Source organism: Xanthomonas sp. LF07-6 (assembly GCF_034105445.1).
Taxonomy (GTDB): Bacteria; Pseudomonadota; Gammaproteobacteria; order Xanthomonadales; family Xanthomonadaceae; genus Xanthomonas_A; species Xanthomonas_A sontii.
On the sequence record NZ_JAXGGI010000002.1, the window covers coordinates 368,802 to 393,880 of the forward strand.

Here is a 25,079-nt window from a genome sequence, read left to right on the forward strand (position 1 = left end):
AAAGTGTGGACACGGAATTTGCGGCGCGCCGACGTCCTCGCGCACGCCTGCCAGTTGCGCCGCTACCGCGCGCGCTGGCTGAAGGCGACGCTGCCCAGGATCAGCATGCCGGCCAGCAACATGGTCCAGGTCAGCGGCTCGCCGAGGATCGCCCAGGCCAGCAGCGCGCCGAACACCGGCACCAGATAGGTCACCGTCGACGCGCGCGCCGGGCCGATGCGCTGGATCAACCGGTAGTACAACAGGAACGCCAGGCCGGTGCAGAGCACGCCCAGGCCGCCGGCGCAGGCCCAGGCCACCGCCGGTACCGGTGCGGCCGGCCAGTGCGTCCAGGCCAGCGGCGCCAGCAGCAACGCGCTGCAGCCCAGGGTTGACGCCGCCGCCGCGGCCGGCGGCAGATCGCTCATGTGCCGCTTCACCAGGCTGTAGCCGATGCCGTACAGCAGGGAGGCAGTGGTGCCGGCCAGCGCGGCGGGGCCCACGCTGATGCCGGCCGACTTGCCGGTGGCGAGCACCACGATGCCGGCGAAGCCGATCAACAGCGCCAGCGCGCGGCGCGTGCCGATCTTCTCGCCGAAAAACAGGAAGGCGATCAAGGCGGTGAACAGCACGGTCATCGCGTTGCAGATCGCGCCGATCGCCGCCGGCGCATGTTGCGCGCCCCAGGCGAAGAGCAGGAACGGCAGCGCCGAGTTGAGCAAGCCGATCGCCGCCAGGGTCGGCCAGCGCCGCAACGGGAAGCGCGCCCGCGCCAGCCACAGGAACGGCAGCAGCACCGCCGCGCCCAGCGCCAGGCGCAGTTCCACCAGCGCGTAGGCGCCGAACTGCGGCGCGGCCACGCGCATGAACAGGAACGAGCAGCCCCAGACGACGCCGAGGAAACCCAGTTCCAGCGGCGTGCGCCAGTCGCGGGCTGGCGCGCCGTCGGATGCGGAGGCAGCAGCCGCGGAGGCGATGGCCGGCTGCAGGGAAGGATCGGAGGTGGGCATGGAAGAGGCTCGCGGTCGATCGGACACGCGCCGCAGCGGTCGTGCGACGCCACGCATCCGCTGCCGGCTGAGGACGCCGGGCGGCGCATCCGCACCGACTCCGCATCACCGCTGCCCGCCGCGCATGTCGTGTTCGGCTGCCAGCATCGCCCTGCACCACGGGGCCGACAAGCGCGTAGTATCGTCGCGAGCCACAAATCTGCCGCGTGTCTGCTCATGCAACTGCGCCCGTCCCTGCTGCCCGCACTCGGCGTGTTCGCCGCCGCGGCGCGCCACCAGAACTTCGCCCATGCCGCGGAGGAACTGCATCTCACCGCCAGCGCGGTCAGCCACCATGTGCGGCGCCTGGAAGCCCTGCTCGGCGCCACGCTGTTCCAGCGCCACGCGCGCGGGGTCAAGCTGACCGCCGAAGGCAGGCAACTGGCCGATGCCGCCAGCGCGGCGCTGGCCGACATCGCCGCGGTCGCCGGCAACCTGCATCCGCAGGCCGACACCGCGCCGCTGCGCCTCACCACGCTGCGCTCGCTCTCGTACTGCTGGCTGCTGCCGCGCCTGCCGCGCTTCTGCCAGGCGTATCCGCACGTGCGGCTGGACATCCAGACCGATGCGGCGTTCTCGCGCTTCGAGGAGGGCGGCCCGGATCTGGGCATCCGCTACGGCCAGGGCGCCTGGCCGGGCCTGACCTCGCACCACCTGATGGACGACGAACTGTTCCCGGTGGCCTCGCCCGCCCTGCCGCAACTGGCGACGCTGCGCCGACCCGAGCAGATCGCGCAGTTGCCGCTGCTCACCGACATGTCGCCACAGGGCTGGCGCGACTGGTTCCGCGCCGCCGGCGTGCGCGGCGTGGCGCTGCCGCCCATGCACACCTTCAACGACAGCACCGATGCGATGCGCGCAGCGGTGTACGGCGTGGGCGCGGTGCTGGCACGCAAGCACATCGCCCAGCCCTACCTGCAGCGTTACGAACTGGTGCGCCTGCCCGGCCCGGCGCTGACCGCGCGCTATTCCTACTACATCGTGCATCCGACCCACCGCCTGCTCAGCCCGGCCGCCAGCCACTTCGTCGACTGGCTCAAGCGCGAGGCGCTGGACGAGCGCACGCCGATGCCGGCGCTGCCGGCGGAACTGCTCGGGTTGCCACCGAAGGCGGGCTAGCGCCCCTCCCCGCACGCATTCGCAGGCGCGGCCTCCGCCGCGACGGAGAGCGCCTTGCGGACGCAGTCGCACGGCGACGAAGCCGAACGCAGCGCGCGTCAGGGCGACGTTCCTGCGGCTCCTGCGACCTGCAACGCACGCGCGCCCGGCTGCAGGCGCGGCAACGGCCGGATGCGCACGCGGTGGGCACAGACGTCCACATCCGGATACAGCATCGAACGTCCGTTGCGAAAGGTGAAGCGGAGGTCGTAGCGGCATGCGGCACCTGCGAGCGGGAAGGTCGCTGCGTCACCGCCACCCCGCAACGGCGCACCGAGCGCGACGTCACGGAAGGCATGGCTGCCTGGGGCAGCGACTGCCAGCGCCGTCAGCGCGTCGTAGGCGCGGTTGCTCAATTCCAGATAGCGAACCGGCTCGGCGGCGGCCGCAGCTGCGGTCGCGACGGACAGGGAAAGGGTCAAGGCAAGGACACGGATCGAGGGCATGACAGAGCTCCGATGGGAAGGATTCGCCAGCCGCGAGGGAACAGATTCCCTTGGTGCTGACGTGCCCATCAGGCCGTGTGACCGTGCGGCTGCAAATCGATTCGGGACGAATCGTCGTTCTCGCGCTCCCAATCGTAGTGCGCGCGCATCGGCGCTTTCCATGGCGTGTCGCTGCGCCTAGGATGCGCCCGTCACCCCTCGGCCATCCCTGGATGAACGTCCGACTCGGCAGTACCCAAATCAGCCTGTGGCGCTATGTCGCGCTGTGGACGCTGGTGGCTATGGTGTTCATGCTCCAGAACATCATCAACAACGGTGCGTCTGCCGGCAGGTGGCCTCTGGAGGTGCTCATCCGGTGGTCGCTGATCCAGTGGTACAGCTGGGCCCTCCTGGCGCCCACCGTCTTCCGGCTCGCCGAACGTTTCCCTGTCCGCGGCGCCCAGCGCTTCCACGGGCTTGGCGCGCAGGCAGCCGCAAGCCTGTGCGTGACGTTCGCCGCGATGGTCATCGGCGCGCTGGTCTCCACTCTGTTCGAGCCCAGCGGTTTCGCTGAACAACTGGGGTATTTCCTGGAGCAGCACTTCGCCATCGGGTTGCTGACCTACTGGACCTTGTTCGCGATCCAGCAAGCGCTGCACTTCCACGCCGAGAAGGCCCGGCGCGAGGTGGAAGCCAGCCGTCTGGCCGCCGAACTCGCGCAGTCGCGCCTGCAAGCGCTGAAGAGCCAGCTGCAACCGCATTTCCTGTTCAACACGCTGCATGCCATCGTCACCCTGCTGGATGAAGACACCGTCGCCGCCGAGGACATGCTGCTGCGGTTGAGCGAACTGCTGCGCGCCTTCCTGGAAGACTACGACGGCCAGGAAATCACCCTGGAACGCGAACTGGCCCTGCTCGACCTGTATCTCGGCATCCAGCGCAAGCGCTATGGCGAGCGCCTGAGCACGAAGCTCTATGTTGCGCCCGGCACGCTGCACTGCGCAGTGCCCAGCCTGCTGCTGCAACCGCTGGTGGAAAATGCGATCCGCCATGGCATCGGCCAACGTGTCGGCAGCGACCGCATCGAGATCGAGTGCCGACGCGAAGGCGAAACGCTGTCCATCGAAGTGCGCAACGGCAACAGCACGCTGCAGGACAACAGCAGTGTGGGCGGACACGGCATCGGTTTCTCCAATAGCCGCCTGCGGCTGAAGGAACTCTACGGCGACAACGCCGACATCCGGCTCGACATGCTCTATCCGCAGGGCGTGTCCTGCCGTATCCGGCTACCGTTCCGCGAACTGGACGCCGAGGACGCTCCGGAGCACGTCGCTGCATGAGCATCACGGCGCTGGTCATCGACGACGAGCCGATCGCGCGCCACGCCATCGTGCGACTGCTGCGCGCCGATCCGGATATCGCACTGCTGGGCGAATGCGGCGATGGCGCCTCTGCGGTGATCGCGATCCGCAGCCAGTCGCCCGACCTGGTGTTCCTGGACATCCAGATGCCGGCCATGACCGGCATGGACGTCGTCGCCACGATCGGCGCGGCCAACATGCCGGCGACGATTTTCGTTACCGCCTACGAGCAGTACGCGGTCCGTGCGTTCGAGGCCAATGCGGTGGACTATCTGGTCAAGCCCTTCAGCCGCGAACGCTTCGCCGAGACGTTGCAACGCGCCAAACGACGACTGTCCTTCAGCAGCGGCGCGGGTTCCTTTGTCGAGACGCGCATTCTGCAAACCCTGGATGCGCTGCGCCAACGCGACGACTATCTGCAAAGGATTCCGGTACGCGTCGACGAAGCGGTGGTGCTGGTCGCCGTCGAGGACATCGTCTGGATCAAGGCCAGTCGCAACACGGTGCTGATCCACCTGGCCGACCGCACCCATGAACTGCGCGAGACCATGGCCACGCTGGCCGCACGGCTGGACCCGCGCCACTTCGCCCGCGTGCATCGATCGGCGATCGTCAACCTGCGTCGGGTGAGGGCGATCCACCCCTGGTTCAACGGCCACCACGTGGTCACCATGGAGACGGGGCAGCAACTGCGGATGAGCCGCTACCAGCACGAAGCCTTCCTGCGCCTGGTGACGACGCACAAGGAAGGTTGACGAACGGGGGGCTGCGCCCGTCACCTCTTCAACACGGCGGCTCTTCTCATGGATGGCGAACCTCCTTGGGGGAAACCGCGTCACCGCGCCGATTCGGCACTTGACATAGACAAGGCAACACGTCATTAATTAACTAATTCGTTAATTAGCTAATCCCCGATGTCCATCGACCGCGTCTTCGAAGCCCTCGCCTCGCGCCCCCGCCGCGAGATCCTGGCCTACCTGTCGGCACAGGAACTCACGGCCGGCGAGATCGGGCAGCGCTTCGCGATGAGCGCGCCGGCGATCTCGCGGCATCTGTCCGTGCTGGAAGCGGCCGGGCTGGTGGCGAGCGAGCGCCGCGGCCAGTTCGTGGTCTACCGGCTCACCCCCGACAACCTGGTCAACACCCTCAGCGGTTTCGCCTTCGAGATCTGCCCCAGCGCCGGCCCGCTCAAGCGCGAGTCGCGCAGGCAGGCCAAGCGCACCGCCTGATCCTTCCGCCACGGCAACAGGAGTCCGCCGATGACCGCCGCACCGCTCAGCGAACACGCCGCCGCGCAAACCGGATTCCCCTCGGTGCGCCTGCCCTCCTACAGCGGTGGCTTACCGGTGGAGGTCATCCTGATCGCCCAGCTCGGCGTCGGCGCCGGCGATCCGCTGATCGCCCAGGCCTGCCTGCGCCAGCGCGCGCATCCGCAGTTCCGCGACGCGCTGGACGAACCCTCGACGCGCCTGGCCGGCACCGATTTCGGCAACGGCGAGTCCACCGCGCTGTACTCGTTCGCGGTCGGCAGCGGCGGCCATCCGTTCCATTGCCATGCCGGGCATCGCATGTTCACCGCGATCACCGGCAGCGGCGGCGCGCTGCTGCGTTTCAGCACCGCGTCGCCGGCACAGCTGGCGGAAGATCCACAGCATTTCCTCGCCGCGCTGCGGCATGTCGAATTGCCCGCCGACTGCCTGTTCAGCGTGCGCTTCGGCGGGGGCACCTGGCACCAGTTCGCGCCGCTGCGCGCGCAGTCGGGGCACCCGGCGTTCTTCGCCCTGTCCTGCCACAGCGACGAAGCCGGCGGCGCGCTGGCCGAGGATGTACGCGCGCAGGTGCTGGCCGGCACCGCCGATATCGCCACGCTCACCGAATTGCTGCCGGCGCCGGTCGCGACCCTGCTGGCGTCGCCGCAGGCGCAGGGGCTGGCCGTACCGACCGTGCGATTGTCGCTGGCGGCCTCGCCAGGCAGCCGACGCCTGGCCTGGTGCGCCGGCCTGCGCGCCCTCAGCGGGCGCCTGCGGCAGCGGCTGGGTGCCTGGCGGCATCCGGCCGGCTTCGCGGCACTGGCGCCGCGCCTGCCGCGGGCGCGGGTGACGCCGCAGTTGCTGCCCGGCTCGCTGCTCGAACCGCAGCTGCCTGCGCACCATCACTAGGACAGCGTGCGGCTGACGGTGCCGGCGCAGGCGCTGCGGCCGCTGGGTGCGCATGCGCTGATGACGGCGTTGCTGGACGGTTTCCTGCAGCACCCGCCGCGTGGCGTGACATGGCTGATGCGCCTGCGCAACCTGCTGGTGGCGCCGCTGCGGTTGCGCACCTCGCCGCTGGGCTGCCCGGTGTCCTCGCTGCTGTCGCCGCAGCGCGATCAGCTGTTCGCTGGGCGCTTCCCCGTGCTGGCGCAGGCATCATCAGCACAAGCGCGGCGCGTGCAGGTGCTGCTCGGTGCCGACGATCGCCACCTGGTGTTCCGCAGTTGCGTCGGGGTGACGCTGCGCGACGACGGCAGCGCCGAACTGAGCCTGGAAACGCGGGTGACCTGCCGCAACCGCTTCGGGCACCTGTACATGGCGCTGATCGCCGCCGCGCACCGCCGCTACATCGCCCCGACGCTGCTGCGCGCGGCCGCCGAGGCGCTGCTGCCCGTGGCCGAACATGCCGGGCCGGATGCGGTCGCGCCGATGCATTGAGCGCGTCATCACCCCGCCTTAGCCGATGCCTGCCTAGCCTGCGCCTTCCCCCCAAGAGGAAGGCCCATGCCCCAGCTCCGCATCCGCATCACCGGCAGCGAGGACGACGCCCGCGCCATCATCAACCTGCTGTCGAGCCTGGACGGCATCGAGCACGTCGAGGAAATCGACGACCTGATGCCGCACATGGACGACGACGATTCCAGTTCCGCCGGCCTGCCCGACGACCAGGGACCGGGCACCCACGAAGTGGAAGTGGAAGCCGGCAACGCCGCCACCGCCCAAAAGGTGCGCGAGGCCGTGGAAGCCCTGGCGTTCGAACTGGACGTGGTCGTGGAGTTCGAACAGGACGAAGGCTGAGGCCTGCATCCGGGACGTTGCGCCGCATGGCGCAGCGTCCTGGCGTGCCCATGGCAAGCATCCTGGATTTCCAGAGGGGCCAGCCGTGCCTCAGGCACCCGACTTCAAGGCGTCGGGACTGAAGTCCCTCCCACAGTGCTCCCAGCCAATGTATCGCGAGCCCCGGCAGAAGTCGTTTTGCTGTTGCTCAAGCTTGAGGGTCAGACGAGAAGAACGGTAGCAGCCGCTTCAGCCGCGACCCGCCCCCCTCATCGTTCACGGCCGCTGGATGACGTGCCACCGTTCCGTCGGCAACGCGTGGCAGCACCGCGCACACTCACCTCCATCCGCTCCCGCCCGATCCCATCGGACGGGAACAGCACCTGTCTCCTAGGCCGAACGACGCCGACGTCGGCGCCAGGCCATCAGCCGCCACAGCGCATAGCCGAGCAGCACAAACGGGGCCAACCCCACCACTACGCGGATCGCCCAGGCGATCGATCCGGCGAAGATTTCGCCGCTGTCGTGCAGCGCCTCGCCGATGTCGCTGCGACTCCGCTCGGCGGTCGGCGCGGCGAAGGTCAGCGTCACCCGCTGCGTATCCAGGCGCCGGCGCTGCTGTGCGGCTTCCTGGCTGGTGGCGAGCAACTGCGTCTCCACGGCGGCCAGTTTCTCCGACAGCGCGATCATGTCGGCCACGCTGAGATCGCGGCGCTGCTGGAACTCCTGCAGGCGCCGCTGCTCGGCCTGCAGGCGCTGGCGCTGCGCGTCGTTGTCCTGCACCGCCTGCGCCAGATCCTCGGCATGGGTGGTGCGGCTTTCGATCTGGCCATCCTGGCCCGCCTGCGCGATCAACGGCTCGACCCCGGCCGGCGCGATCCGCACGCTGAGCTCACCGCGCGGCTGCTCGCCGCCGCGCTGCTCGACCTGCAACACGGTGCATGCCCCGAAACTGGATTTCAGGCAGCTTTCCTGGAGTTGTTTGAGGCGTGCGGGAATCTGCGCCACCGGCAATGCCACATCGACCTCGTGCTCATAGGCCAGGGACGGCATGGCGAAAGCGCCGGGACTCGGCGGCGGCGCTGCGACGGCTGCCTCTGCCGCCTGCGCTGCGGCCTCGGCGGCACTGGCCGCGCTACTGGCGGCATCGGCGGAATAGAGATGAGCGGCCGGCAGCGCCGCGCTCTCGCCGCCGCGGCTGCAGGCAGCGATCGACACCGCCAGCGCCAGGGAAGCGCCCCAGCGACACCAGCGCCCACGCGCAGGCGCTTCGACATCGAGCGTGCCAGCCGCTGCTGCGACGCCATCCGGATCGAACGCGGTGTCGCGTACGACATGGCCACGATGGCAACGTCCCTTGTCCTGCATTGCAGTGCTCCTGAATGGCGAAAGCCTTCAGGGTAATCCAATGGCAGGGGCGCCGGCAGCCACAGCGGCGCTACCCTGGCAGATCGACCCACTCCAGGAACCCCGATGCGCAAGCACCTGCTCGCCGCCGCCCTGCTCGCCGCCCTCGCCGGCTGCCAGAAACCCGCCGACGCGCCCGCCGCCAGCAACGCAGCCCCCGGCCAGGCCGCGGCCGCGCCCGATGCAGCCGCTGACGCCAGCTTCGCCGCGCTCTCCAAGCGCGCCGTCGACACCTGGATGCAGCTGTCCCCGGTCGGCGCCACCCAGACCGGCGACCATCGCTACGACAGCGAACTGGACGACCTCAGCGCCGCCGGCCGGCAGAAGAGCCTGGACGCGAGCAAGCAGTTGCTGGCCGAACTGGACAAGCTCGACACCACCAAGCTCTCGCGCGAGAACCAGGTGGATGCGGCGATCCTGCGCAACCAGTTGCAGTCGGACATCTGGAATAGCGAGGTCGCGCAGGGCTGGGCGACAGATCCGCAGGTCTACAACGGCCTGGCCGGCGGCGCGATCTACGGGCTGATGGCGCGCGAGTTCGCGCCGCTGCCGGAGCGGCTGAAGTCGGCCACCGCGCGCATGGAGAAGATCCCGGCGCTGTTCGCGCAGGCGCGCGCCAACCTGGACCCGGCGCGCGTGTCGGAAATCAGCGCCAAGACCGTGGCCAAGCAGAACCGCGGCATCCTCAGCATCGTCGACAGCTTCATCGTCCCGCACATCCAGAAACTGCCGCAGGCCGACGCGCAGCGCCTGCAAGCGGCGATCGAGGGCCTGAAGAAAGCCGTGGCCGAACAGCAGACCTGGCTGGACCAGACCCTGGTGCCCAACGCCAAGGGCGACTTCCGCCTTGGCGCGGAGAAGTACGACCAGAAGCTGAAGTTCGCGCTCAACTCCTCGCTGTCGCGCGCCGACATCAAGCAGCGCGCCGAGGCCGAGCTCTCGCGCGTGCGCCAGGACATGTACGGCATCGCCCGCACCGTGCTCAAGGACAAACCCGGCGCGCCGGCCCTGGTCGATGCGCCCAGCGACGAACAGCAGCAGAAGGCGATCGAGGCGGCGCTGGAACTGGCCTATGCGCAGCATCCGGCGCGCGACAAGGTGGTCGAGGCCGCCAAGGCCTCGCTGGCCGATGCCACCGACTTCGTGCGCAAGAAGGATCTGGTGACCCTGCCCGATGCGCCGGTGGACATCATCCTGATGCCCGAATTCCAGCGCGGCGTGGCGGTGGCGTACTGCGATTCGCCCGGTCCGCTGGACAAGAACCTGAAGACCTTCTACGCGGTGTCGCCGATCCCCGACGACTGGAACGCGCAGCAGGCCGACTCGTTCCTGCGCGAATACAACAGCCGCATGATCCACCTGCTGAGCATCCACGAGGGCGTGCCCGGGCATTACGTGGAAGGCTGGCATTCGGCCAAGTTCCCGTCGACGCTGCGCGGCGTGCTGCGCTCGGGCGTGTTCGCCGAAGGCTGGGCGGTGTACACCGAGCGGATGATGCAGGAGCAGGGCTACCTGGACAACGATCCGCTGTTCCACCTGGTGCAGCTGAAGTTCTACCTGCGCAGCATCGCCAACGCACTGCTCGACCAGGGCGTGCACGTGGACGGCTGGAGCAAGGAACAGGCGCTGCACCTGATGGTCCACGACACCTTCCAGCAGCAGAGCGAGGCCGAGGGCAAGTGGGTGCGCGCACAGCTGACCTCGGCGCAGTTGCCGACCTACTTCGTCGGCGTGCAGGAGCATCTGGACCTGCGCAAGGCGATGCAGGACAAGCTCGGCGCCAAGTTCAACCTCAAGGCCTACCACGACCAGGTACTGTCCTACGGCGCCCCGCCGGTGCGGTTCGTGCGCGAACTGATGCTGGACGAGCCGATCAAGTAGTCGGGATTGGGGAGTCGGGATGACGGGCCTGCGGCCGTGGTGAAGCGCTTGAGGATTGGCAAGCACGTCTGGCCCCTGCTGCATGGTCGTTGATACGGGCGCGATACCGTGTCTGCGCGATGCGGGGTTGATGGGCTGTCGCTGCGCGCTGCCTCACCCTCACCCCAACCCCTCTCCCGGAGGGAGAGGGGCTTTGGCCTCTCCCTTCTCCCCTCGGGAGAAGGTGCCCCAAAGGGGCGGATGAGGGTACGGGCGCCGCCTCGTGCAATCACGCGGATACAGGCTGGTTTCGCGACGCTTCGCGGTGGCTTGCATTTTGTGCAGCGGCAGGCCAGAGGTGAGGCGCGAGGTCAGGCACCGCCAGCGCGGCGACGCCTGCTCATCGGTGCGCGGCGCACGCGTCGTCGATGCGTTCACCGGCTGGGCGTAACAACGCCACCATCTTCGCCAACGCGTTCGATCGACGGCCGCCACGACCGCACGACCTCACGCGGGTCAGCCCACGCGGTCTGCCGGCGTCTCGCTGCTCCACAACAGCATCGCGTCGCCGTAGCTGAAGAAACGGTAGCGCTCGGCGATGGCGTGGCGATAGGCGGCGAAGATGCGCTCGCGGCCGGCGAAGGCCGAGACCATCATCAGCAGCGTGCTTTCCGGCAGATGGAAGTTGGTCACCATCGCGTCGACGCTGCGGATACGGTAGCCCGGCAGGATGAAGATCTGCGTCTCGCCGGCGAACGGATGCAGTTCGCCGTCCTTGGAGGCGCTCTCCAGCGCGCGCACCACCGTGGTCCCCACCGCAATCACGCGGCCGCCGGCCGCACGCGTGCGCCGCACCTGCTCGACCAGGCTGGCGCCGACATTGAGCCACTCGCGGTGCATCTGGTGCTGCTCCAGCGCTTCCACCCGCACCGGCTGGAAGGTGCCGGCGCCCACATGCAGGGTCACGTGCCCGACCTCGACCCCGCGCTGCTGCAGCGCCTGCAGCAAGGGCGCGTCGAAATGCAGCCCGGCGGTCGGTGCGGCGACCGCGCCGGCCTCGCGCGCGAACACGGTCTGGTAGCGCTCGCGGTCGTCCAGGCCCGGCTCGCGGCGGATGTAAGGCGGCAACGGCAAGCGTCCTGCCTGCTGCAGCCAGTGCTCCAGCGCGCCGTCCACATGGAACTGCAACTGGTAGAACTCGCCATCGCGGCCCAGCACCTCGGCCTCGCCGCCGGCATCCAGGGCGATGCGTGCGCCGGCCTTGGGCGACTTGCTCACGCCCAGTTGCGCCCGCGCGCGCTGGCCGCCGAGCAGCCGCTCGATCAGGATCTCGACCCGCCCGCCGGTGCTCTTCTGCCCGAACAGCCGCGCCGGGATCACCCGCGTGTCGTTGAAGATCAGCAGATCGCCGGCACGCAGCAGTTCCGGCAGATCGCGCACGTGCCGATCGGCGAAGGCCGCCGGCGCCGGCGGTACCATCAGCAGCCGGCTGGCCGAGCGCTCGGCCAGCGGTTCCTGCGCGATCAGGTCTTCAGGCAGGTCGTAGTGGAAATCGGACTTTTTCAAGGCGCCGGGGACGATCGAGAGCAGGGCCGAATATTGTAGCGGCGCCGGGATTGGGCATTCGGGATTGGGGATTCGTTGAAGCAAAGCGGGATCGCGCTCTTGCGAGCCCCACTCCTTAGTCCCCAATCCCGACCTCTCACCGCTCGAACTTGGTGGACAGAATGATCGACGAAGTGGTGCGCTCCACCCCGTCCAGCGCGCCGATGCGGTCGGTCAGTTCGTCCATGTCGTTGACGCCCGGCACCACGCCGAGCGCGATCAGGTCGAAGGAGCCGCTGACCGAATGCAGCACGCGCACCGCATCGATCTCGCGCAGTGCCTTGACTACCGAGGTCATCTTCTTCGGCAGCACGGTGATCAGGATGTGCGCGCGGATATGGCCCTGTTCGTAGTCGTCGCGGGTGCGCACGGTATAGCCGCAGATCACGCCCTCGCGCTCCAGGCGCTCGATCCGGCTCTGTACCGTCGTGCGAGACAGACCGAGGCGGCGGGCGATCTGGGCGGTGGAGGCGCGCGCATCCTCGCGCAGCAGCGACAGCAGGGCGTCGTCGGAGGCGGTGATCTTCATGACCGGCGATTTTCGTCGAATCGACGAAAATGCGTCAATTCCTGCACGGATTCACGCTGCCATTCGACGATCCTGTCCCGATAATAGACAGGATCGTCGCCAGACAGCCCGCCTTCAGGAGATCGCCCATGACCGTACTCGGCCCCCTCGCCCCGCTCCGTGCCCATGCCGGCGACCGCCTGACCCATGGCCTGGACGACGCCAGCATCGAACGCCTGGCGGCCTCGCATCCGGCGCTGCGCGCGGCGATCGAGGCGGCGGGCGACGACTACGCGCGCATCGCTGCCGAATTCGGCGAATTGCTGGACCTGGACGAAGCCGAGCAGATCCGCCACCTGCAGGCCGGGTTCGTCAATTTCTACGCCGACGACGCGGTGACCCCCTACGTGGCGCTGAGCGCACGCGGCCCGTGGGTGGTCACGCTCAAGGGCGCCGTGCTGTATGACGCCGGCGGCTACGGCATGCTCGGCTTCGGCCACACCCCGGAGGCGGTGCTGGAGGCGATGGCGCGGCCGCAGGTGATGGCCAACGTGATGACCCCCAACCTGTCGCAGTTGCGCTTCGAGCGCGCGCTGCGCGCGGAGATCGGCCACCGCCGCGGCGGCTGTCCGTACGCCCGCTTCATGTGCCTCAATTCCGGTTCCGAATCGGTGGGCCTGGCCGCGCGCATCGTCGACATCAACGCCAAGCTGCAGACCGATCCGGGCGCACGCCACGCCGGCGCCAAGATCAAGCGCCTGGTGGTCAAGGGCAGCTTCCACGGCCGCACCGACCGGCCCGGCATGTACTCCGACTCCAGCCGCAAGACCTATCTGCAGCACCTGGCCAGCTACCGCGGCGACGATGGGCTGATCGCCATCGCGCCCTACGACGTGGACGCGCTGCGCCGCGCATTCGCCGAGGCCGAGCAGCACGGCTGGTTCATCGAGGCGGTGTTCCTGGAGCCGGTGATGGGCGAAGGCGACCCCGGCCGCGCGCTGCCGCCGGCGTTCTATGCCGCCGCGCGCGAACTGACCCGCACCCACGGCAGCCTGCTGCTGGTCGACTCGATCCAGGCCGGCCTGCGCGCGCACGGCGTGCTGTCGGTGGTGGACTATCCCGGCTTCGAGCAGCTCGACCCGCCGGACCTGGAAACCTATTCGAAGGCGCTCAACGCCGCGCAGTACCCGCTGTCGGTGCTGGCGGTGACCGAGCACGCGGCGCAGGTGTATCGCAAGGGCACCTACGGCAACACCATGACCAGCAACCCGCGCGCGCTCGACGTCGCCACCGCGACCCTGGCGCAGCTGACCCCGCAGGTGCGCGCCAACATCCGCGAGCGCGGCGCCGAGGCGGTGCAGAAGCTGGAGAAGCTCAAGGCCGAACTCGGCGGCGCCATCACCCAGGTCCAGGGCACCGGCCTGCTGTTCTCCTGCGCACTGGCCCCGCAGTACAAGTGCTACGGCGCCGGCTCCACCGAGGAGTGGCTGCGCCAGCACGGCGTCAACGTGATCCACGGCGGCGAGAATTCGCTGCGCTTCACCCCGCACTTCGCGATGGACAGCGAAGAGCTGGATCTGCTGGTCGGGCTGATCGGCCGCGCCCTGCGCGAAGGCCCGCGCGTGGCACAGGCCGCGGCGGCCTGAACCCCGCTGCTTGCGGTGCCGCGGGACGGCGCCGCAAGCGGCCAATCCCGACAGCATTGGCGCGTGCCGCCCTTGCACAGAGGGCGAGTATCGGCCTGGCTTCGTGGTCCGCCGACACTGGCGACGCTCATGGCGACACGCAATCTGGCACTGCACCACCCGCTCCTTCGGCATACGTTGAAACGCACCTGGTGCGACGATCCGGCAGCGACAGTGCGCCGTCGGTACCACGCCATCTCCGGGCAGCATCGGCTGCCTGACACCGGCGCGCCTCTCTACCGCCCCTAGTTCGGACTTCCACCTACCCGCAGCGCCCGTCTGGTCGGCGCTGGCGTCGCGCGCCCGCACGGACGGGCCCCAAACCACTCAGTGCCGGGTCCTTTGGCCGATTGCGCGCCTCGGTCGATGGTCCGCATTTTCTGGCGAGTCCGGCTATCCGAACCGCGGCGGACCGGCACCGATGACAAAGAGATTGCAAACAATTCGTATTTGCATGGAAAATGAATGCGCTGCCTGCATCGCATGCGCGGCAGACACCGTTTCGCCCAGCCGCCCGATCTCGCCGCCGCGGCCGCTCCCACTGGGGGACGGCCGCTGCCCGCGATCGGGGTGCCGCCCCTCCTGCAAACCGAACCGCCCATGACCTCTCCGATCAAGCGCCGCAAACATGCCGTGACCCGCCAGGCCGCCGCACCGACCCTCACCACCGTCGTGCTGCTCGGCGGGCTGAGCCTGCTCTCCCCCGCGCATGCGGACACCGGCGACCAGCCCACCACCCTGGACAAGGTCGACGTGCAGGCCCAGCGCGCCAAGCGCTACCTGGTGGAAGTGCCGGACTCGCCGAAGTTCACCCAGCCGCTGATCGATACCCCGCAGACCCTCAACATCATCGGCAAGGACCTGTTCAACGAACAGGGCGCCACCACCCTCACCGAAGCGCTGCACAACAGCCCGGGCGTGGGCACGTTCTATGTCGGCGAGAACGGCAACACCAGCACCGGCGATGCGATCTACATGCGCGGCTTCGACAGCTCCAGCAGCATCTTCGTCGACGGGTTGCGCGACCTCGGCTCGATCTCGCGCGACGTGTTCAACATCGAGCAGATCGAGGTCGAGAAAGGCCCGGCCGGCACCGACAACGGCCGCAGCGCGCCGACCGGCGCGATCAACCTGGTCAGCAAGCAGGCGCACCTGGACAACGCCAGCAGCGCCACGCTGTCCGGCGGCGACCATGGCCAGCGCCGCGCCACCGCAGACTGGAACCAGGCGCTCGGCGCCAGCAGCGCGCTGCGGTTGAACGTGATGGGCCAGGACAGCGACGCCATCGGCCGCGACCATGTCGCCAACAAGCGCTGGGGCCTGGCCTCGTCGCTGGCGTTCGGCCTGGGCACCGACACGCGCTACCTGCTCGACCTGCTGTACGTGAAGCAGGACAACGTGCCCGACGGCGGCGTGCCCACCCTCGGCCTGCCCGGCTACAGCTCGCCCGACCCCGCACGGCCGTGGCTCGGCGGCGCGGCGCGCGTGGACAGCAGCAACTTCTACGGCACCCGCGACGACCACGACGACGTGACCGCGAAGATGGCGACCTTCCGCATCGAGCACGACGTGTCCGACACGGTCAAGCTGACCAATACCGCGCGCTGGGGCCGCAACGAGCAGGACTACCTGCTGTTCGCGTTCATGCCCAACGCCGCCAACCTGCGCACGCCGAATCCGGCGGATCCTGCGACCTGGACGGTGCTGCGCAGCCTGCCGACCTTCAAGGATCAGCAGTACACCACCCTCGCCGACCAGTTGAACCTGCGCGTGGACTTCGCCACCGGCGCAGTGCAGCACAACCTCAGCACCGGCGTGGAAGCCTCGCGCGAGGAACTGCGCAGCTGGGGCCACAACATCGTCGACCGCGCCGCCTGGCTGGCGGCCAATCCGGCCAACCTCTATGCGCCGGACTGGAACACCACGCCGCTGCGCACCGCGCGCAACGGCGCGCGCAGCCATGGCACCACCACCACCTACTCGGCCTATGCCTTCGACACGCTGAAGTTCGGCGACAGCTTCCTGGTCACCGCCGGAGTGCGCGCGGATCGCTACAAGACCGACTTCGACAGCCTGGTGTGCAGTTCAGCCACCTCCACCGCCGCGCCCTGCACCACCGTGGTCGGCCTGGACACCGACATCGCCGACACGCTGTTCAGCTGGAAACTCGGCGCGGTCTACAAGGCCAACGAGGACGTGAGCGTGTACGCCAACTTCGCCACCTCGCAGCAGCCGCCCGGCGGCAGCACGCTGGAACTGAGCGCCTCGGCCAACAACGCCAACAATCCGCGCTTCGATCCGCAGAAGGCCAAGACCGCCGAAGTCGGCACGAAGTGGAATTTCCTCGACGATGCGCTGTTCGCGACGCTGGCGCTGTTCCGCACCGACGTGAACAACGAGATCGTGCAGGGCAGCGACGGGCTGTACTACCAGAGCGGCGCGAAGCGCGTGCAAGGCATCGAACTGTCGGCGGTGGGCAAGCTGACCGAGCGCTGGTCGCTGTCCAGCGGCTACACCAAGCTAGATGCGCGGGTGCGCCAGGGCACGACCGTCTCGCAGGACGGCAGCCAGGATCTGGCCTACACCCCGGACAGCGCGTTCACTGCCTGGACCACCTACACCCTGCCATTCGGGCTGACCGTCGGCGGCGGCGTGCGCTACTCGGGCGAGATGAAGCGCGGCCGCGACGGTGCGGTCGGCACGCCGGCGTTCGTGAAGTCGTACACGGTGTGGGATGCGGTGCTGAGCTATCCGGTCAACGACCACGTGGCGCTGCGCCTGAACGCCTACAACCTGTTCGACAAGGACTACGTCGCCGCGATCAACAAGAGCGGCTTCCGCTACACGCCCGGCGCGCCGCGCTCGGTGCTGCTGACTGCCGAGGTCCGCTTCTGAGCGACCGCGCCTGCCAACGCGCGGTGGACGCCCTATCCTGGGCGTCCATCGCCGGAGCGCCCCATGCTGCTGCACATTCCCGACATCCTCAGCGCCGATGAGGTCGCGCGGTTCCGCCAGGCACTGGAGAGCGCCGACTGGGTGGACGGCCGCGAGACCGTCGGCGCGCAGGGCGCGCAGGTCAAGCGCAACCTGCAACTGGCCGACGCCTCGCCGCTGAAGCAGGACCTCGGCCAGGCGGTGCTGAGCGCGCTGGCGCGCAGCCCGCTGTACTTCGCCGCGGCGCTGCCGCTGCGCACCATCCCGCCGCGCTTCAACCGCTACAGCGGCGGCGGCAGCTACGGCCTGCACGTCGACGGTGCGGTGATGACCCAGGCCGCCACCGCTACGCAGCCGGCGCTGACCGTGCGCAGCGACCTGTCCTGCACCCTGTTCCTGAGTGCGCCGGAGGAGTACGACGGCGGCGAACTGCTGATCCACGACACCTACGGCGAGCATGAGGTCAAGCTGCCCGCCGGCGACCTGATCCTGTATCCGTCCAGCAGCCTGCACCGGGTCGCGCCGGTGACCCGCGGCGCACGCATGGCATCGTTCTTCTGGGTGCAGAGCCTGGTGCGCGACGCCGGCTGGCGGCAGACCCTGTTCGACCTGGACACCGCGATCCAGGCGCTGACCGCCAGCGGCGCGGACGCGGCGGCGCTGCTGCGCCTGACCAACGTCTACCACAACCTGCTGCGCGACTGGTCGGAGACATGAGCGGGCGTGGCGACCGGAACGCCGAACATGCCGCCGGCACACGGTCGCGCAGCGTAGGGCACCTGCGCGCTGCCGTTGTACGGTCGCGCTGCGTCGACGCGTGAGTCGCCCCGCTTCACCGACCGCAGTCCGCGCCAGCGCCGGCATCGCCACGCTGCACGGCAGCAGCATGGGCACGCGCTGGAGCGCCAGGCTGCTGCCGCCCCAACGCAGCGACCTGCACGCATTGCGCGATGCGATCCAGGCGCAGCTCGATCTGGTCGTCGCGCAGATGAGCACGTGGGACGCGCAATCGGATCTCAGCCGCTACAACCGCGCCGACGCCGATACCTGGCATGCCTTGCCCGTCGCGTTCGACACGGTGCTGCGCTGCGCGCTGGAGGTGGCGCAACGCAGCGACGGCGCCTTCGATCCCACGATCGGCGCCGTGGTCGGCGCATGGGGTTTCGGCGCCACCGCCGGAGATCGGCGGGTGCCGGAACCCGCCGCACTGCAACAGGCCCGCGCCGCGGGCGACTGGCGCCGGCTCACCGTCGACGACGCGGGCCGCTGGCACCAGCCGGGCGGGCTGCATCTGGACCTGTCGGCGATCGCCAAGGGCTACGGCGTCGACCTGGCAGCGACGGCGCTGCGTGCGCATGGCGTGGAAAGCGCACTGGTCGAGGTCGGCGGCGATCTCTATGGCTACGGTCGCAAGCCGGACGCGCAACCGTGGCGGGTGTTGATCGAGGCCGCTGCGGACGAGCAGGTGCATGGCGACGCATCGCCGCGCGCGCTCGCGGTCGACGGCCTGGCGGTGGCCACCTCCGGCGACCGCTGGCACCACTTCGAACAGGACGGACGACGCTATGGACACCTGCTGGATCCGCGTCGCGGCCGACCGATCGCCGCGACGCTGGCCGCGGTGACGGTGGTGGCCGCCGATGCAATGCGTGCCGATGCCTGGGCCACTGCCCTGAGCGTGCTCGGTGTGGAGGCGGGACTGGCCTGCGCCGAGCGCGAAGGACTGGCGGTGCGCTTCCTGGTGCGCCACGACGGCGCAGTGCAGGAACGGCTCAGCAGCGGCTTCGCGGCGTTAGCACGGGGCTGAGCTGAGCGCGGCACGCTGCTCGATGAGCCGCGGCCGGGAGAACACCAGTGCACCGCGCGAGACCTCGCGCCGGCGTGTTCCGGACAACGCGCCGCGACCCGACCGCCACTGCTACGGTGGCGGCTTCGGCCGCGGCGACGCCAGCAACGCCACGCCGTCGCGCCATCAGCGCGACGCCGGCAACCCCATGCGCTGCAGCTCGAACACATAGCCCTTGCCGCGTACCGTGCGGATCCATTGCGGCACCAGCGGGTCGTCGCCGAGCTTCTGGCGCAGCCGCGAGACCTGCAGATCGATGCCGCGACTGCCCGCAGGCATGCTGGCCTCGCCGTCGCCCAGCGCGGTGCGCAGCGTCTCGCGCGTGAGCACCTCGCCCGGCTGCTCCAGGAACACCGCCATCAGCCGCAGTTCGCCGGGCGACAGCGGGATCGTCCGCCCGTCCGGCGCCACCGCCTGGTGCCGCGCGGCATCGACTTGCCAGCCGCCATGCGCCGCTGCCGGCGGCTGGGTCGCGCGCACCCGACGCAGCACCGCGTTGAGCCGCGCCACCAGTTCGCGCAGGTCGGGCGGCCGCACCAGGAAGTCGTCCGCGCCCAGATCCAGCCCGATCACCCGGTCCACGGGCTCGGCGCGGTCGGCCATCATCACGATGGCGATGTCGCCGCGGTCGCGCAGTTGCCGGCACAGGCGCAGGCCCTCGGCACCGTCGAGGCCGGCATCGAGCACCACCGCGTCGTAATGCCCGGCCGCCAGTTGCGCCTGCAGGTGCGGCGCACTGTCGGCGTCGTGGGCCTGCAGGTTGAAACACGCCAGGTAATCGCGAATCCGGTCGCGCAAGACCGCGTCCGCGTCCGCCACCAGAATTTTCGCCAACCACCTTTTGTCCGAGAGCACCTGTCGGCTTCCGCTGTACGGCCCGGATGGCCGCGTTCGCGCATTGGACGCGGTCGGCGTCGACGCTGCAAGAGCCGCGCGCGTGGTGCAGCGGGCTCAGTCCGCGGGCGTCTGCAGGGCCTCGATGCGCATCGCCAACACCTCCCCGCCCCCGCTCAAAGCAAAGCGGCGCCTGGCATCGGCGGCCAACCAGGCACTGTCGCCGGCCGCCAATGGCGGCAGTCCGCTGGCCGCATCGAACTGCGCTTGCCCTGCCAGAAGATGAACGGCCCAGGCGACACCAGGTTCGGCGAAGAACAGCATCGGCCCGACCAGTGGCCGGTGCAGCAGTTGCGTGCGCAGCCGGTCGCGTCGCCACATGAGGTTGAAATCGTGGGTCGGCCCGTCCAGCAACTCGCCACGCAGCGGCCGCTCGCCGGCGAAGCGCAGGCGCGCGCAAGGATCCTGCAGCACCTGTTCCTCGCCGTCGTCGAAACGCAGGCGCACGCCGTTGCCGCGCAGCAGGACCAGTTCGCGGTCGATCCCGGGGAAAGGCGAAAAGGCGGCATCCTGCTCGATCTCGGCGATGGACAGGCGCAGCAGCCAGTCGTCGCCGACCGCCGGCAGACGCAGGATCTCCCGGGTCCAGCCCAGGCCGTTGCGCCAGCGTTCGCGGCGATACTCATTGGCGGGGATCACCCGCGCGGGCAGCGTGCACCAGTCCATGCGCGCATTCTGCACGATCAGGGCAAGCGGCCTGTCCCTGGCCAGCCCGAATAGGCGACGCAAGAGGCGCCATGGCGCCCAAAAAAACATCGCCCGGCTGCACGTCACTGTGCAACGCCGGGCGACGATGTACCTCCCTGTCGGCTTCCTGCCTTCCCCCTTCGCATCCTGCTCAGTGAGGCTGCGGCCGCGCGTCCAGCGCCGGCCCTATCCTTTCGTTGCAAATCCCTTTAACGCCTTTCCACCGGCTTGGCAGCTGCCTGCTTGGCGGCTGTCGGTGCGGGTGCCTTCGTGGCGCCCACATCGATCCGGTCGCGGTTCCGCTCGACCGTCTTGAGTCCGATGCCTTTCACCAGTGCCAGTTCCTCGGCGCTCTTGAAAGGTCCGTGCGCCTGCCGGTAGTCGACGATCGCCTGGGCCTTGGAGGCCCCCACGTTCACCAACACCTGGTCGATTTCCTCCGCTCCAGCGGAGTTGATGTTGACCTTGTCCGCGGCGAGCGCGGAACCGGACAGCATCAGGGCAACGACCAGCGACTTCAGGACCACGATAAAAGACTGCATGGCAACGCTCCTTGTGACTTGGATGGGGACTTCGCCGGCCTTTCCTGCCGGCGTTGTCAGCATCGCTCGCCACATGGGTACAGCCTATCGTCGGAACGCGTCACAAACAGCAGGTAAACGGCGCGTCGCCGTGTAGGAAAAACCCTACACGGGCACCGGGGCGTAGAATGGCTGCACACGTGTGCAATCACTTCGGAGCTTTTCATGGACAGTGCCAAGATCGACCGTTTCCTGAGCGAAAAGTGGGATGACGACATCGTCCCGCAACTGGTCGATTACATCCGCATCCCCAACAAATCGCCGATGTTCGACGCCGATTGGGTCGCGCATGGCTACATGGCCGATGCGGTGGCGCTGATGGAGCGCTGGGCGCGCGCGCAGGCGATCCCCGGCCTGCAGGTGGAGGTGGTGCAACTGGAAGGCCGCACCCCGTTGATCTACCTGGAGGTGCCGGCCAGCAGCGACGCGACCGGCGAGGACACCGTGCTGCTGTACGGGCACCTGGACAAGCAGCCGGAAATGACCGGCTGGGACGCCGACCTGGGCCCGTGGACGCCGGTGCTCAAGGGCGACCGCCTGTACGGCCGCGGCGGCGCCGACGACGGCTACGCCCTGTTCGGTTCGCTGGCGGCGATCCAGGCGCTGCAGGACCAGGGCATCCCGCACGCGCGCTGCGTGGTGCTGATCGAGGCCTGCGAGGAATCGGGCAGCTACGACCTGCCCGCCTACGTCGACCATCTGGCGGCGCGGATCGGCAAGCCGTCGCTGGTGGTGTGCCTGGATTCGGGCTGCGGCAACTACGAGCAGCTGTGGTGCACGACCTCGCTGCGCGGCCTGGCCGGCGGCAACTTCAGCGTCAAGGTGCTCAGCGAAGGCGTGCATTCGGGCGACGCCTCCGGCGTGGTGCCGTCGAGCTTCCGCGTGCTGCGCGACCTGCTGTCGCGGCTGGAGGACGAAGCCACCGGCAAGATCAAGGTCGACGGCCTGTACGCCGACATCCCCGAGGAGCGGCTGGCGCAGGCGCGCAAGGTCGCCGAGGTGCTGGGCGACGAGGTCTACAGCAAGTTCCCGTTCCTGCCCGGCATGCGGCCGATGCACGAGGACCTGTCCGAGCTGGTGCTCAACCGCACCTGGCGCCCGGCGCTGTCGGTGACCGGTGCCGACGGCCTGCCGCCGCTGGCCTCGGCCGGCAATGTGCTGCGCCCCGAGACCGCGGTGAAGCTGTCGCTGCGCCTGCCGCCGACACTGGACGGCAAGCACGCCGGCGAACTGCTCAAGGACGTGCTGCTGCGCGATCCGCCGTACGGCGCCGAGGTGTCGCTGGCGCTGGAGAAGTCCTCCTCCGGCTGGAATGCCCCGGCGCAGTCGCCGTGGCTGACCGATGCGATCGAAGCGGCCTCGCAGGCGGCGTTCGGCAAGCCGGCGATGTACATGGGCGAAGGCGGCTCGATCCCGTTCATGGGCATGCTCGGCGAGAAGTTCCCCGGCGCGCAGTTCATGATCACCGGCGTGCTCGGCCCGCATTCCAACGCGCACGGCCCCAACGAGTTCCTGCACATCCCGATGGGCAAGCGGGTGACTGCCTGCGTGTCGCGGGTGATCGCCGCCCACCATGCCGCCAGCCTGCGCGGCGAGACCACCGGCAGCGCGGCGGTGGCCGGCGGCGAGCAGCATGGCGGGCATGGGTGCTGCTGAGGGGGGGGGACTGGGGAGTCGGGATTCGGGATTGGCGACGCCGGTTTCCTGAGTGACTGATCCGTCCCCTATTTGCGGTGGGAGAGGCGTCGGCTCCGACGCGGCGCCTTTCCGATGGTGTCATCCGCGCAGCGCGGGCGGCCGCCTTCCATGGGCGTGCCGACTGCGCGGCGTACGCAAGCATCGACGCCATCACAGTCGATCTGGCACGATCCGACGCTGATCCCCCTCCGCGCTCGGAACGCTCTCCATGCACACTCTGTTCGGCAGCGACAGCTGGCTCTACATCATCCTGGTGGGCTTCGTGGTCGGCCTGCTGGCGCGTTTCCTTGGCCCCAGCAGCGGACGCTCCGGCTGCCTGTTCACCGTGTTGCTGGGTATCGCCGGCGCGCTGCTGGCCGGCTGGTTCGGCCACTACATGGGCTGGTACAGCCGTGGCGAGCCGGCGGGCTTCCTCGGTGCGCTGCTCGGCGCCATCGCCCTGCTCGCGCTGTTGCGGCTGTTCTCCAGCAAGCGCTGAGGCACGGCGCGCCGCTCGCCACGGCGGCGGCACCCGTTTACGCTGTGCGGCTCATTTCCGCCGCAGCCTGCCGATGAGCGCCAGCCCGATGGTTCCCGATGTCCTTGCGGCACGCGCCGCGCAACGCCTGGCCTGGGCGCGCACGGCCCTGGACGACGCACAGGCGACGCTGCAGCGCGCCTCGGTGGACGCCGGCCAGCGCAGCTACTGGCGCAGCCATGGCCAAAGCGTCAGTCGCATCGTGATGGATTCGCCGCCGGACCTGGAAGACGTGCGGCCGTGGCTGCGCATGCACGCGCTGCTGCACGGCGGCGGCGTGCGGGTGCCGACGATCCTGGCGCAGGACGCGGAGGCCGGCTTCCTGCTGCTGGAAGACCTGGGCCAACCGACCCTGGCGCAATGCCTGGACACGAGCACGGCGGACGCGCACTTCGACGCCGCGCTCGGCCAGTTGCTGCGGCTGCAGGCGATCGCGCCGCCACCGGGCATGGGCGTGTTCGGCGAGGCGCTGCTGCAACGCGACGCGGGCCTGTTCGAGGACTGGTTCCTGCAGCGCCACCTGGGCATCACCCTGGATGCCGACGAACGCGCGGCCCTGCACGGCGTGCAGCGTCAGCTCATGGACAACGCGCTGGCGCAGCCGCAGGTGCTGGTGCACCGCGACTTCATGCCGCGCAACCTGATGCCGGCGGCCGACGGCCCGGCGGTGCTGGATTTCCAGGATTGCGTGATCGGCCCCGTCGCCTACGACCCGGTCAGCCTGTTCAAGGACACCACGGTCAGCTGGCCTTTGGCGCAGGTCGACGCCTGGCTCGCCAGCTATCACGCGCGTGCGCTGCAGGCCGGGATTCCGGTGCCGCCGCTGGCGCAGTTCCTGCGCGACGCCGAGTGGATGGGCGTGCAGCGCCACCTGAAGAACATGGGCATCTTCGCGCGGCTGAACTACCGCGACGGCAAGGCCTGGTACCTGGACAACGTGCCGCGCTTCATCGCCTACCTCGACGAGGCGCTGCCGCGGCACCCCAGCCTGCAGCCGCTGGCGCAACTGCTGCAGACGCGGATCAAGCCGGCCCTGGCGCAGCGCGCGGCGGCCGGCGCATGAAGGCGCTGATCTTCGCCGCCGGCCTCGGCGAGCGCATGCGTCCGTTGACCGCACACACGCCCAAGCCGCTGCTGGCGGTGGGCGGCACGCCGCTGATCGTCTGGCACCTGCGCAAGCTCGCCGCGCTGGGCGTGCGCGAGGTGGTGATCAACACGTCCTGGCTAGCCGAACAGTTCCCGCAGACGCTCGGCGACGGCAGCGCGTTCGGGCTGCGCATCGCCTATTCCTACGAAGGCGCCACACCGCTGGAAACCGGCGGCGGCATGCTGCACGCGCTGCCGCTGCTCGGCGAGGCGCCGTTCCTGCTGGTCAACGGCGACATCTGGACCGACTTCGATTTCGCCCGGCTGGCGCCCGAGCCGCCCGGCCTGGCGCAGCTGGTGCTGGTGGATCCGCCGGCCTATGCGGCGCACGGCGATTTCGCCCTGCAGGAAGACGGGCGTGTGCACAACGCCGGCGACCGGTTGCTGACCTACGCCGGCATCGGCATGTACCGCCCCGCCCTGCTGCGCGACTGGCAGACCATCGCCGCCCCGGCGCCGACCGCGCCGGGCGTGCCGCCCCGCTTCTCGGTGGTGCCGCTGCTGCGTGCGCAGGCCGAACGAGGCCAGCTGCACGGCCTGCACCACCCTGGCCGCTGGACCGACGTGGGGACGCCGCAGCGGCTGGCGGAGTTGGATGAGGTGCTGGGAATGGGGAAACGGGAATCGGGAAAAGCTGAGGTCCCATAGCTTGCCTGCCCCACGGCGGCACGCGGGCATCTCCAGAACCCTTCGATTCAGAGCACGACACG

The 25,079-nt window shown here is 69.3% G+C and carries 22 protein-coding genes and 1 pseudogene; 15 read left to right on the forward strand and 8 right to left on the reverse strand.

Annotated features, from left to right (window positions below):
• Positions 1-62: 62 nt before the first annotated feature.
• Complete coding sequence (locus SLW56_RS06170) at positions 63-989, reverse strand: DMT family transporter (RefSeq protein WP_017915767.1); 927 nt, start codon at positions 987-989, stop codon at positions 63-65.
• A gap of 216 nt (positions 990-1,205) precedes the next feature.
• On the opposite strand from SLW56_RS06170, the gene SLW56_RS06175 reads away from it, so the two are divergent.
• On the forward strand, positions 1,206-2,147 hold the full coding sequence (locus SLW56_RS06175; protein ID WP_017908809.1) for a LysR substrate-binding domain-containing protein: 942 nt from the start codon (positions 1,206-1,208) through the stop codon (positions 2,145-2,147).
• 98 nt (positions 2,148-2,245) lie between these two features.
• Here the strand turns inward: SLW56_RS06175 and SLW56_RS06180 are convergent, their stop codons facing one another.
• Positions 2,246-2,632 carry a hypothetical protein gene (locus tag SLW56_RS06180; protein ID WP_152237365.1) on the reverse strand — a complete coding sequence of 129 codons (387 nt, stop codon included), beginning with the start codon at positions 2,630-2,632 and terminating at the stop codon, positions 2,246-2,248.
• Between the two features lie 212 nt (positions 2,633-2,844).
• Between SLW56_RS06180 and SLW56_RS06185 the strand changes: the two genes are divergently transcribed.
• From SLW56_RS06185 to SLW56_RS06205, 5 genes and pseudogenes are all read left to right on the forward strand, one after another.
• Complete coding sequence (locus tag SLW56_RS06185) at positions 2,845-3,951, forward strand: histidine kinase (RefSeq protein WP_320694511.1); 1,107 nt, start codon at positions 2,845-2,847, stop codon at positions 3,949-3,951.
• On the forward strand, positions 3,948-4,727 hold the full coding sequence (locus tag SLW56_RS06190) for a LytTR family DNA-binding domain-containing protein (RefSeq protein ID WP_150409006.1): 780 nt from the start codon (positions 3,948-3,950) through the stop codon (positions 4,725-4,727). The genes SLW56_RS06185 and SLW56_RS06190 overlap by 4 nt, the downstream gene beginning before the upstream one ends.
• 159 nt (positions 4,728-4,886) lie before the next feature.
• Complete coding sequence (locus SLW56_RS06195) at positions 4,887-5,201, forward strand: metalloregulator ArsR/SmtB family transcription factor (protein ID WP_017909067.1); 315 nt, start codon at positions 4,887-4,889, stop codon at positions 5,199-5,201.
• Between the two features lie 30 nt (positions 5,202-5,231).
• Positions 5,232-6,662: pseudogene (locus SLW56_RS06200) on the forward strand (DUF2867 domain-containing protein).
• A gap of 66 nt (positions 6,663-6,728) precedes the next feature.
• Entirely contained in the window at positions 6,729-7,022 is a 294-nt protein-coding gene (locus tag SLW56_RS06205; protein ID WP_017909065.1) for a hypothetical protein, read from the forward strand.
• Positions 7,023-7,391: 369 nt separating this feature from the next.
• Here SLW56_RS06205 and SLW56_RS06210 read toward each other — a convergent pair whose 3' ends face one another.
• Positions 7,392-8,219: a DUF4349 domain-containing protein gene (locus SLW56_RS06210; protein WP_320694586.1), complete on the reverse strand. Its 828-nt coding sequence runs from the start codon at positions 8,217-8,219 to the stop codon at positions 7,392-7,394.
• Positions 8,220-8,474: 255 nt separating this feature from the next.
• Here SLW56_RS06210 and SLW56_RS06215 point away from each other — a divergent pair, with 255 nt between their 5' ends.
• Positions 8,475-10,289: a DUF885 domain-containing protein gene (locus tag SLW56_RS06215; RefSeq protein WP_295910460.1), complete on the forward strand. Its 1,815-nt coding sequence runs from the start codon at positions 8,475-8,477 to the stop codon at positions 10,287-10,289.
• A gap of 495 nt (positions 10,290-10,784) precedes the next feature.
• Here SLW56_RS06215 and queA read toward each other — a convergent pair whose 3' ends face one another.
• Complete coding sequence (gene queA, locus SLW56_RS06220) at positions 10,785-11,834, reverse strand: tRNA preQ1(34) S-adenosylmethionine ribosyltransferase-isomerase QueA (RefSeq protein WP_267111602.1); 1,050 nt, start codon at positions 11,832-11,834, stop codon at positions 10,785-10,787.
• A gap of 136 nt (positions 11,835-11,970) precedes the next feature.
• Complete coding sequence (locus tag SLW56_RS06225) at positions 11,971-12,402, reverse strand: Lrp/AsnC family transcriptional regulator (protein WP_010344072.1); 432 nt, start codon at positions 12,400-12,402, stop codon at positions 11,971-11,973.
• A gap of 128 nt (positions 12,403-12,530) precedes the next feature.
• Between SLW56_RS06225 and SLW56_RS06230 the strand changes: the two genes are divergently transcribed.
• From SLW56_RS06230 to SLW56_RS06245, 4 genes are all read left to right on the forward strand, one after another.
• On the forward strand, positions 12,531-14,027 hold the full coding sequence (locus SLW56_RS06230) for an aminotransferase class III-fold pyridoxal phosphate-dependent enzyme (RefSeq protein WP_295910458.1): 1,497 nt from the start codon (positions 12,531-12,533) through the stop codon (positions 14,025-14,027).
• A 639-nt stretch (positions 14,028-14,666) separates the two neighbouring features.
• Positions 14,667-16,961, forward strand: coding sequence for a catecholate siderophore receptor Fiu (locus tag SLW56_RS06235; protein WP_295910456.1), 2,295 nt, complete (start codon positions 14,667-14,669; stop codon positions 16,959-16,961).
• 63 nt (positions 16,962-17,024) lie between these two features.
• A complete protein-coding gene (locus SLW56_RS06240) occupies positions 17,025-17,717 on the forward strand; it encodes a Fe2+-dependent dioxygenase (RefSeq protein WP_267099345.1) in 693 nt (230 codons plus the stop codon).
• A gap of 169 nt (positions 17,718-17,886) precedes the next feature.
• Positions 17,887-18,807 (forward strand): FAD:protein FMN transferase, encoded by a 921-nt coding sequence (locus SLW56_RS06245; RefSeq protein ID WP_295910556.1) that lies wholly within the window; start codon positions 17,887-17,889, stop codon positions 18,805-18,807.
• A gap of 165 nt (positions 18,808-18,972) precedes the next feature.
• Here SLW56_RS06245 and SLW56_RS06250 read toward each other — a convergent pair whose 3' ends face one another.
• The 3 genes from SLW56_RS06250 to SLW56_RS06260 form a co-directional block, all read right to left on the reverse strand.
• Positions 18,973-19,665 (reverse strand): response regulator transcription factor, encoded by a 693-nt coding sequence (locus SLW56_RS06250; protein ID WP_017913796.1) that lies wholly within the window; start codon positions 19,663-19,665, stop codon positions 18,973-18,975.
• A 132-nt stretch (positions 19,666-19,797) separates the two neighbouring features.
• Positions 19,798-20,406 carry a HutD family protein gene (locus SLW56_RS06255; RefSeq protein WP_295915530.1) on the reverse strand — a complete coding sequence of 203 codons (609 nt, stop codon included), beginning with the start codon at positions 20,404-20,406 and terminating at the stop codon, positions 19,798-19,800.
• A 230-nt stretch (positions 20,407-20,636) separates the two neighbouring features.
• Positions 20,637-20,969 carry a ComEA family DNA-binding protein gene (locus tag SLW56_RS06260; RefSeq protein ID WP_017909203.1) on the reverse strand — a complete coding sequence of 111 codons (333 nt, stop codon included), beginning with the start codon at positions 20,967-20,969 and terminating at the stop codon, positions 20,637-20,639.
• A gap of 204 nt (positions 20,970-21,173) precedes the next feature.
• On the opposite strand from SLW56_RS06260, the gene SLW56_RS06265 reads away from it, so the two are divergent.
• The 4 genes from SLW56_RS06265 (at position 21,174) to murU (ending at position 25,017) form a co-directional block, all read left to right on the forward strand.
• Positions 21,174-22,664 (forward strand): M20 family metallopeptidase, encoded by a 1,491-nt coding sequence (locus tag SLW56_RS06265; RefSeq protein WP_017909202.1) that lies wholly within the window; start codon positions 21,174-21,176, stop codon positions 22,662-22,664.
• Between the two features lie 250 nt (positions 22,665-22,914).
• Positions 22,915-23,184, forward strand: a complete 270-nt coding sequence (locus tag SLW56_RS06270) for a GlsB/YeaQ/YmgE family stress response membrane protein (RefSeq protein ID WP_010344083.1) — start codon at positions 22,915-22,917, stop codon at positions 23,182-23,184.
• Positions 23,185-23,257: 73 nt separating this feature from the next.
• Positions 23,258-24,286, forward strand: a complete 1,029-nt coding sequence (locus SLW56_RS06275; protein ID WP_320694512.1) for a phosphotransferase — start codon at positions 23,258-23,260, stop codon at positions 24,284-24,286.
• Complete coding sequence (murU, locus tag SLW56_RS06280) at positions 24,283-25,017, forward strand: N-acetylmuramate alpha-1-phosphate uridylyltransferase MurU (RefSeq protein WP_320694513.1); 735 nt, start codon at positions 24,283-24,285, stop codon at positions 25,015-25,017. The genes SLW56_RS06275 and murU overlap by 4 nt, the downstream gene beginning before the upstream one ends.
• The last annotated feature ends 62 nt before the right edge of the window (positions 25,018-25,079 follow it).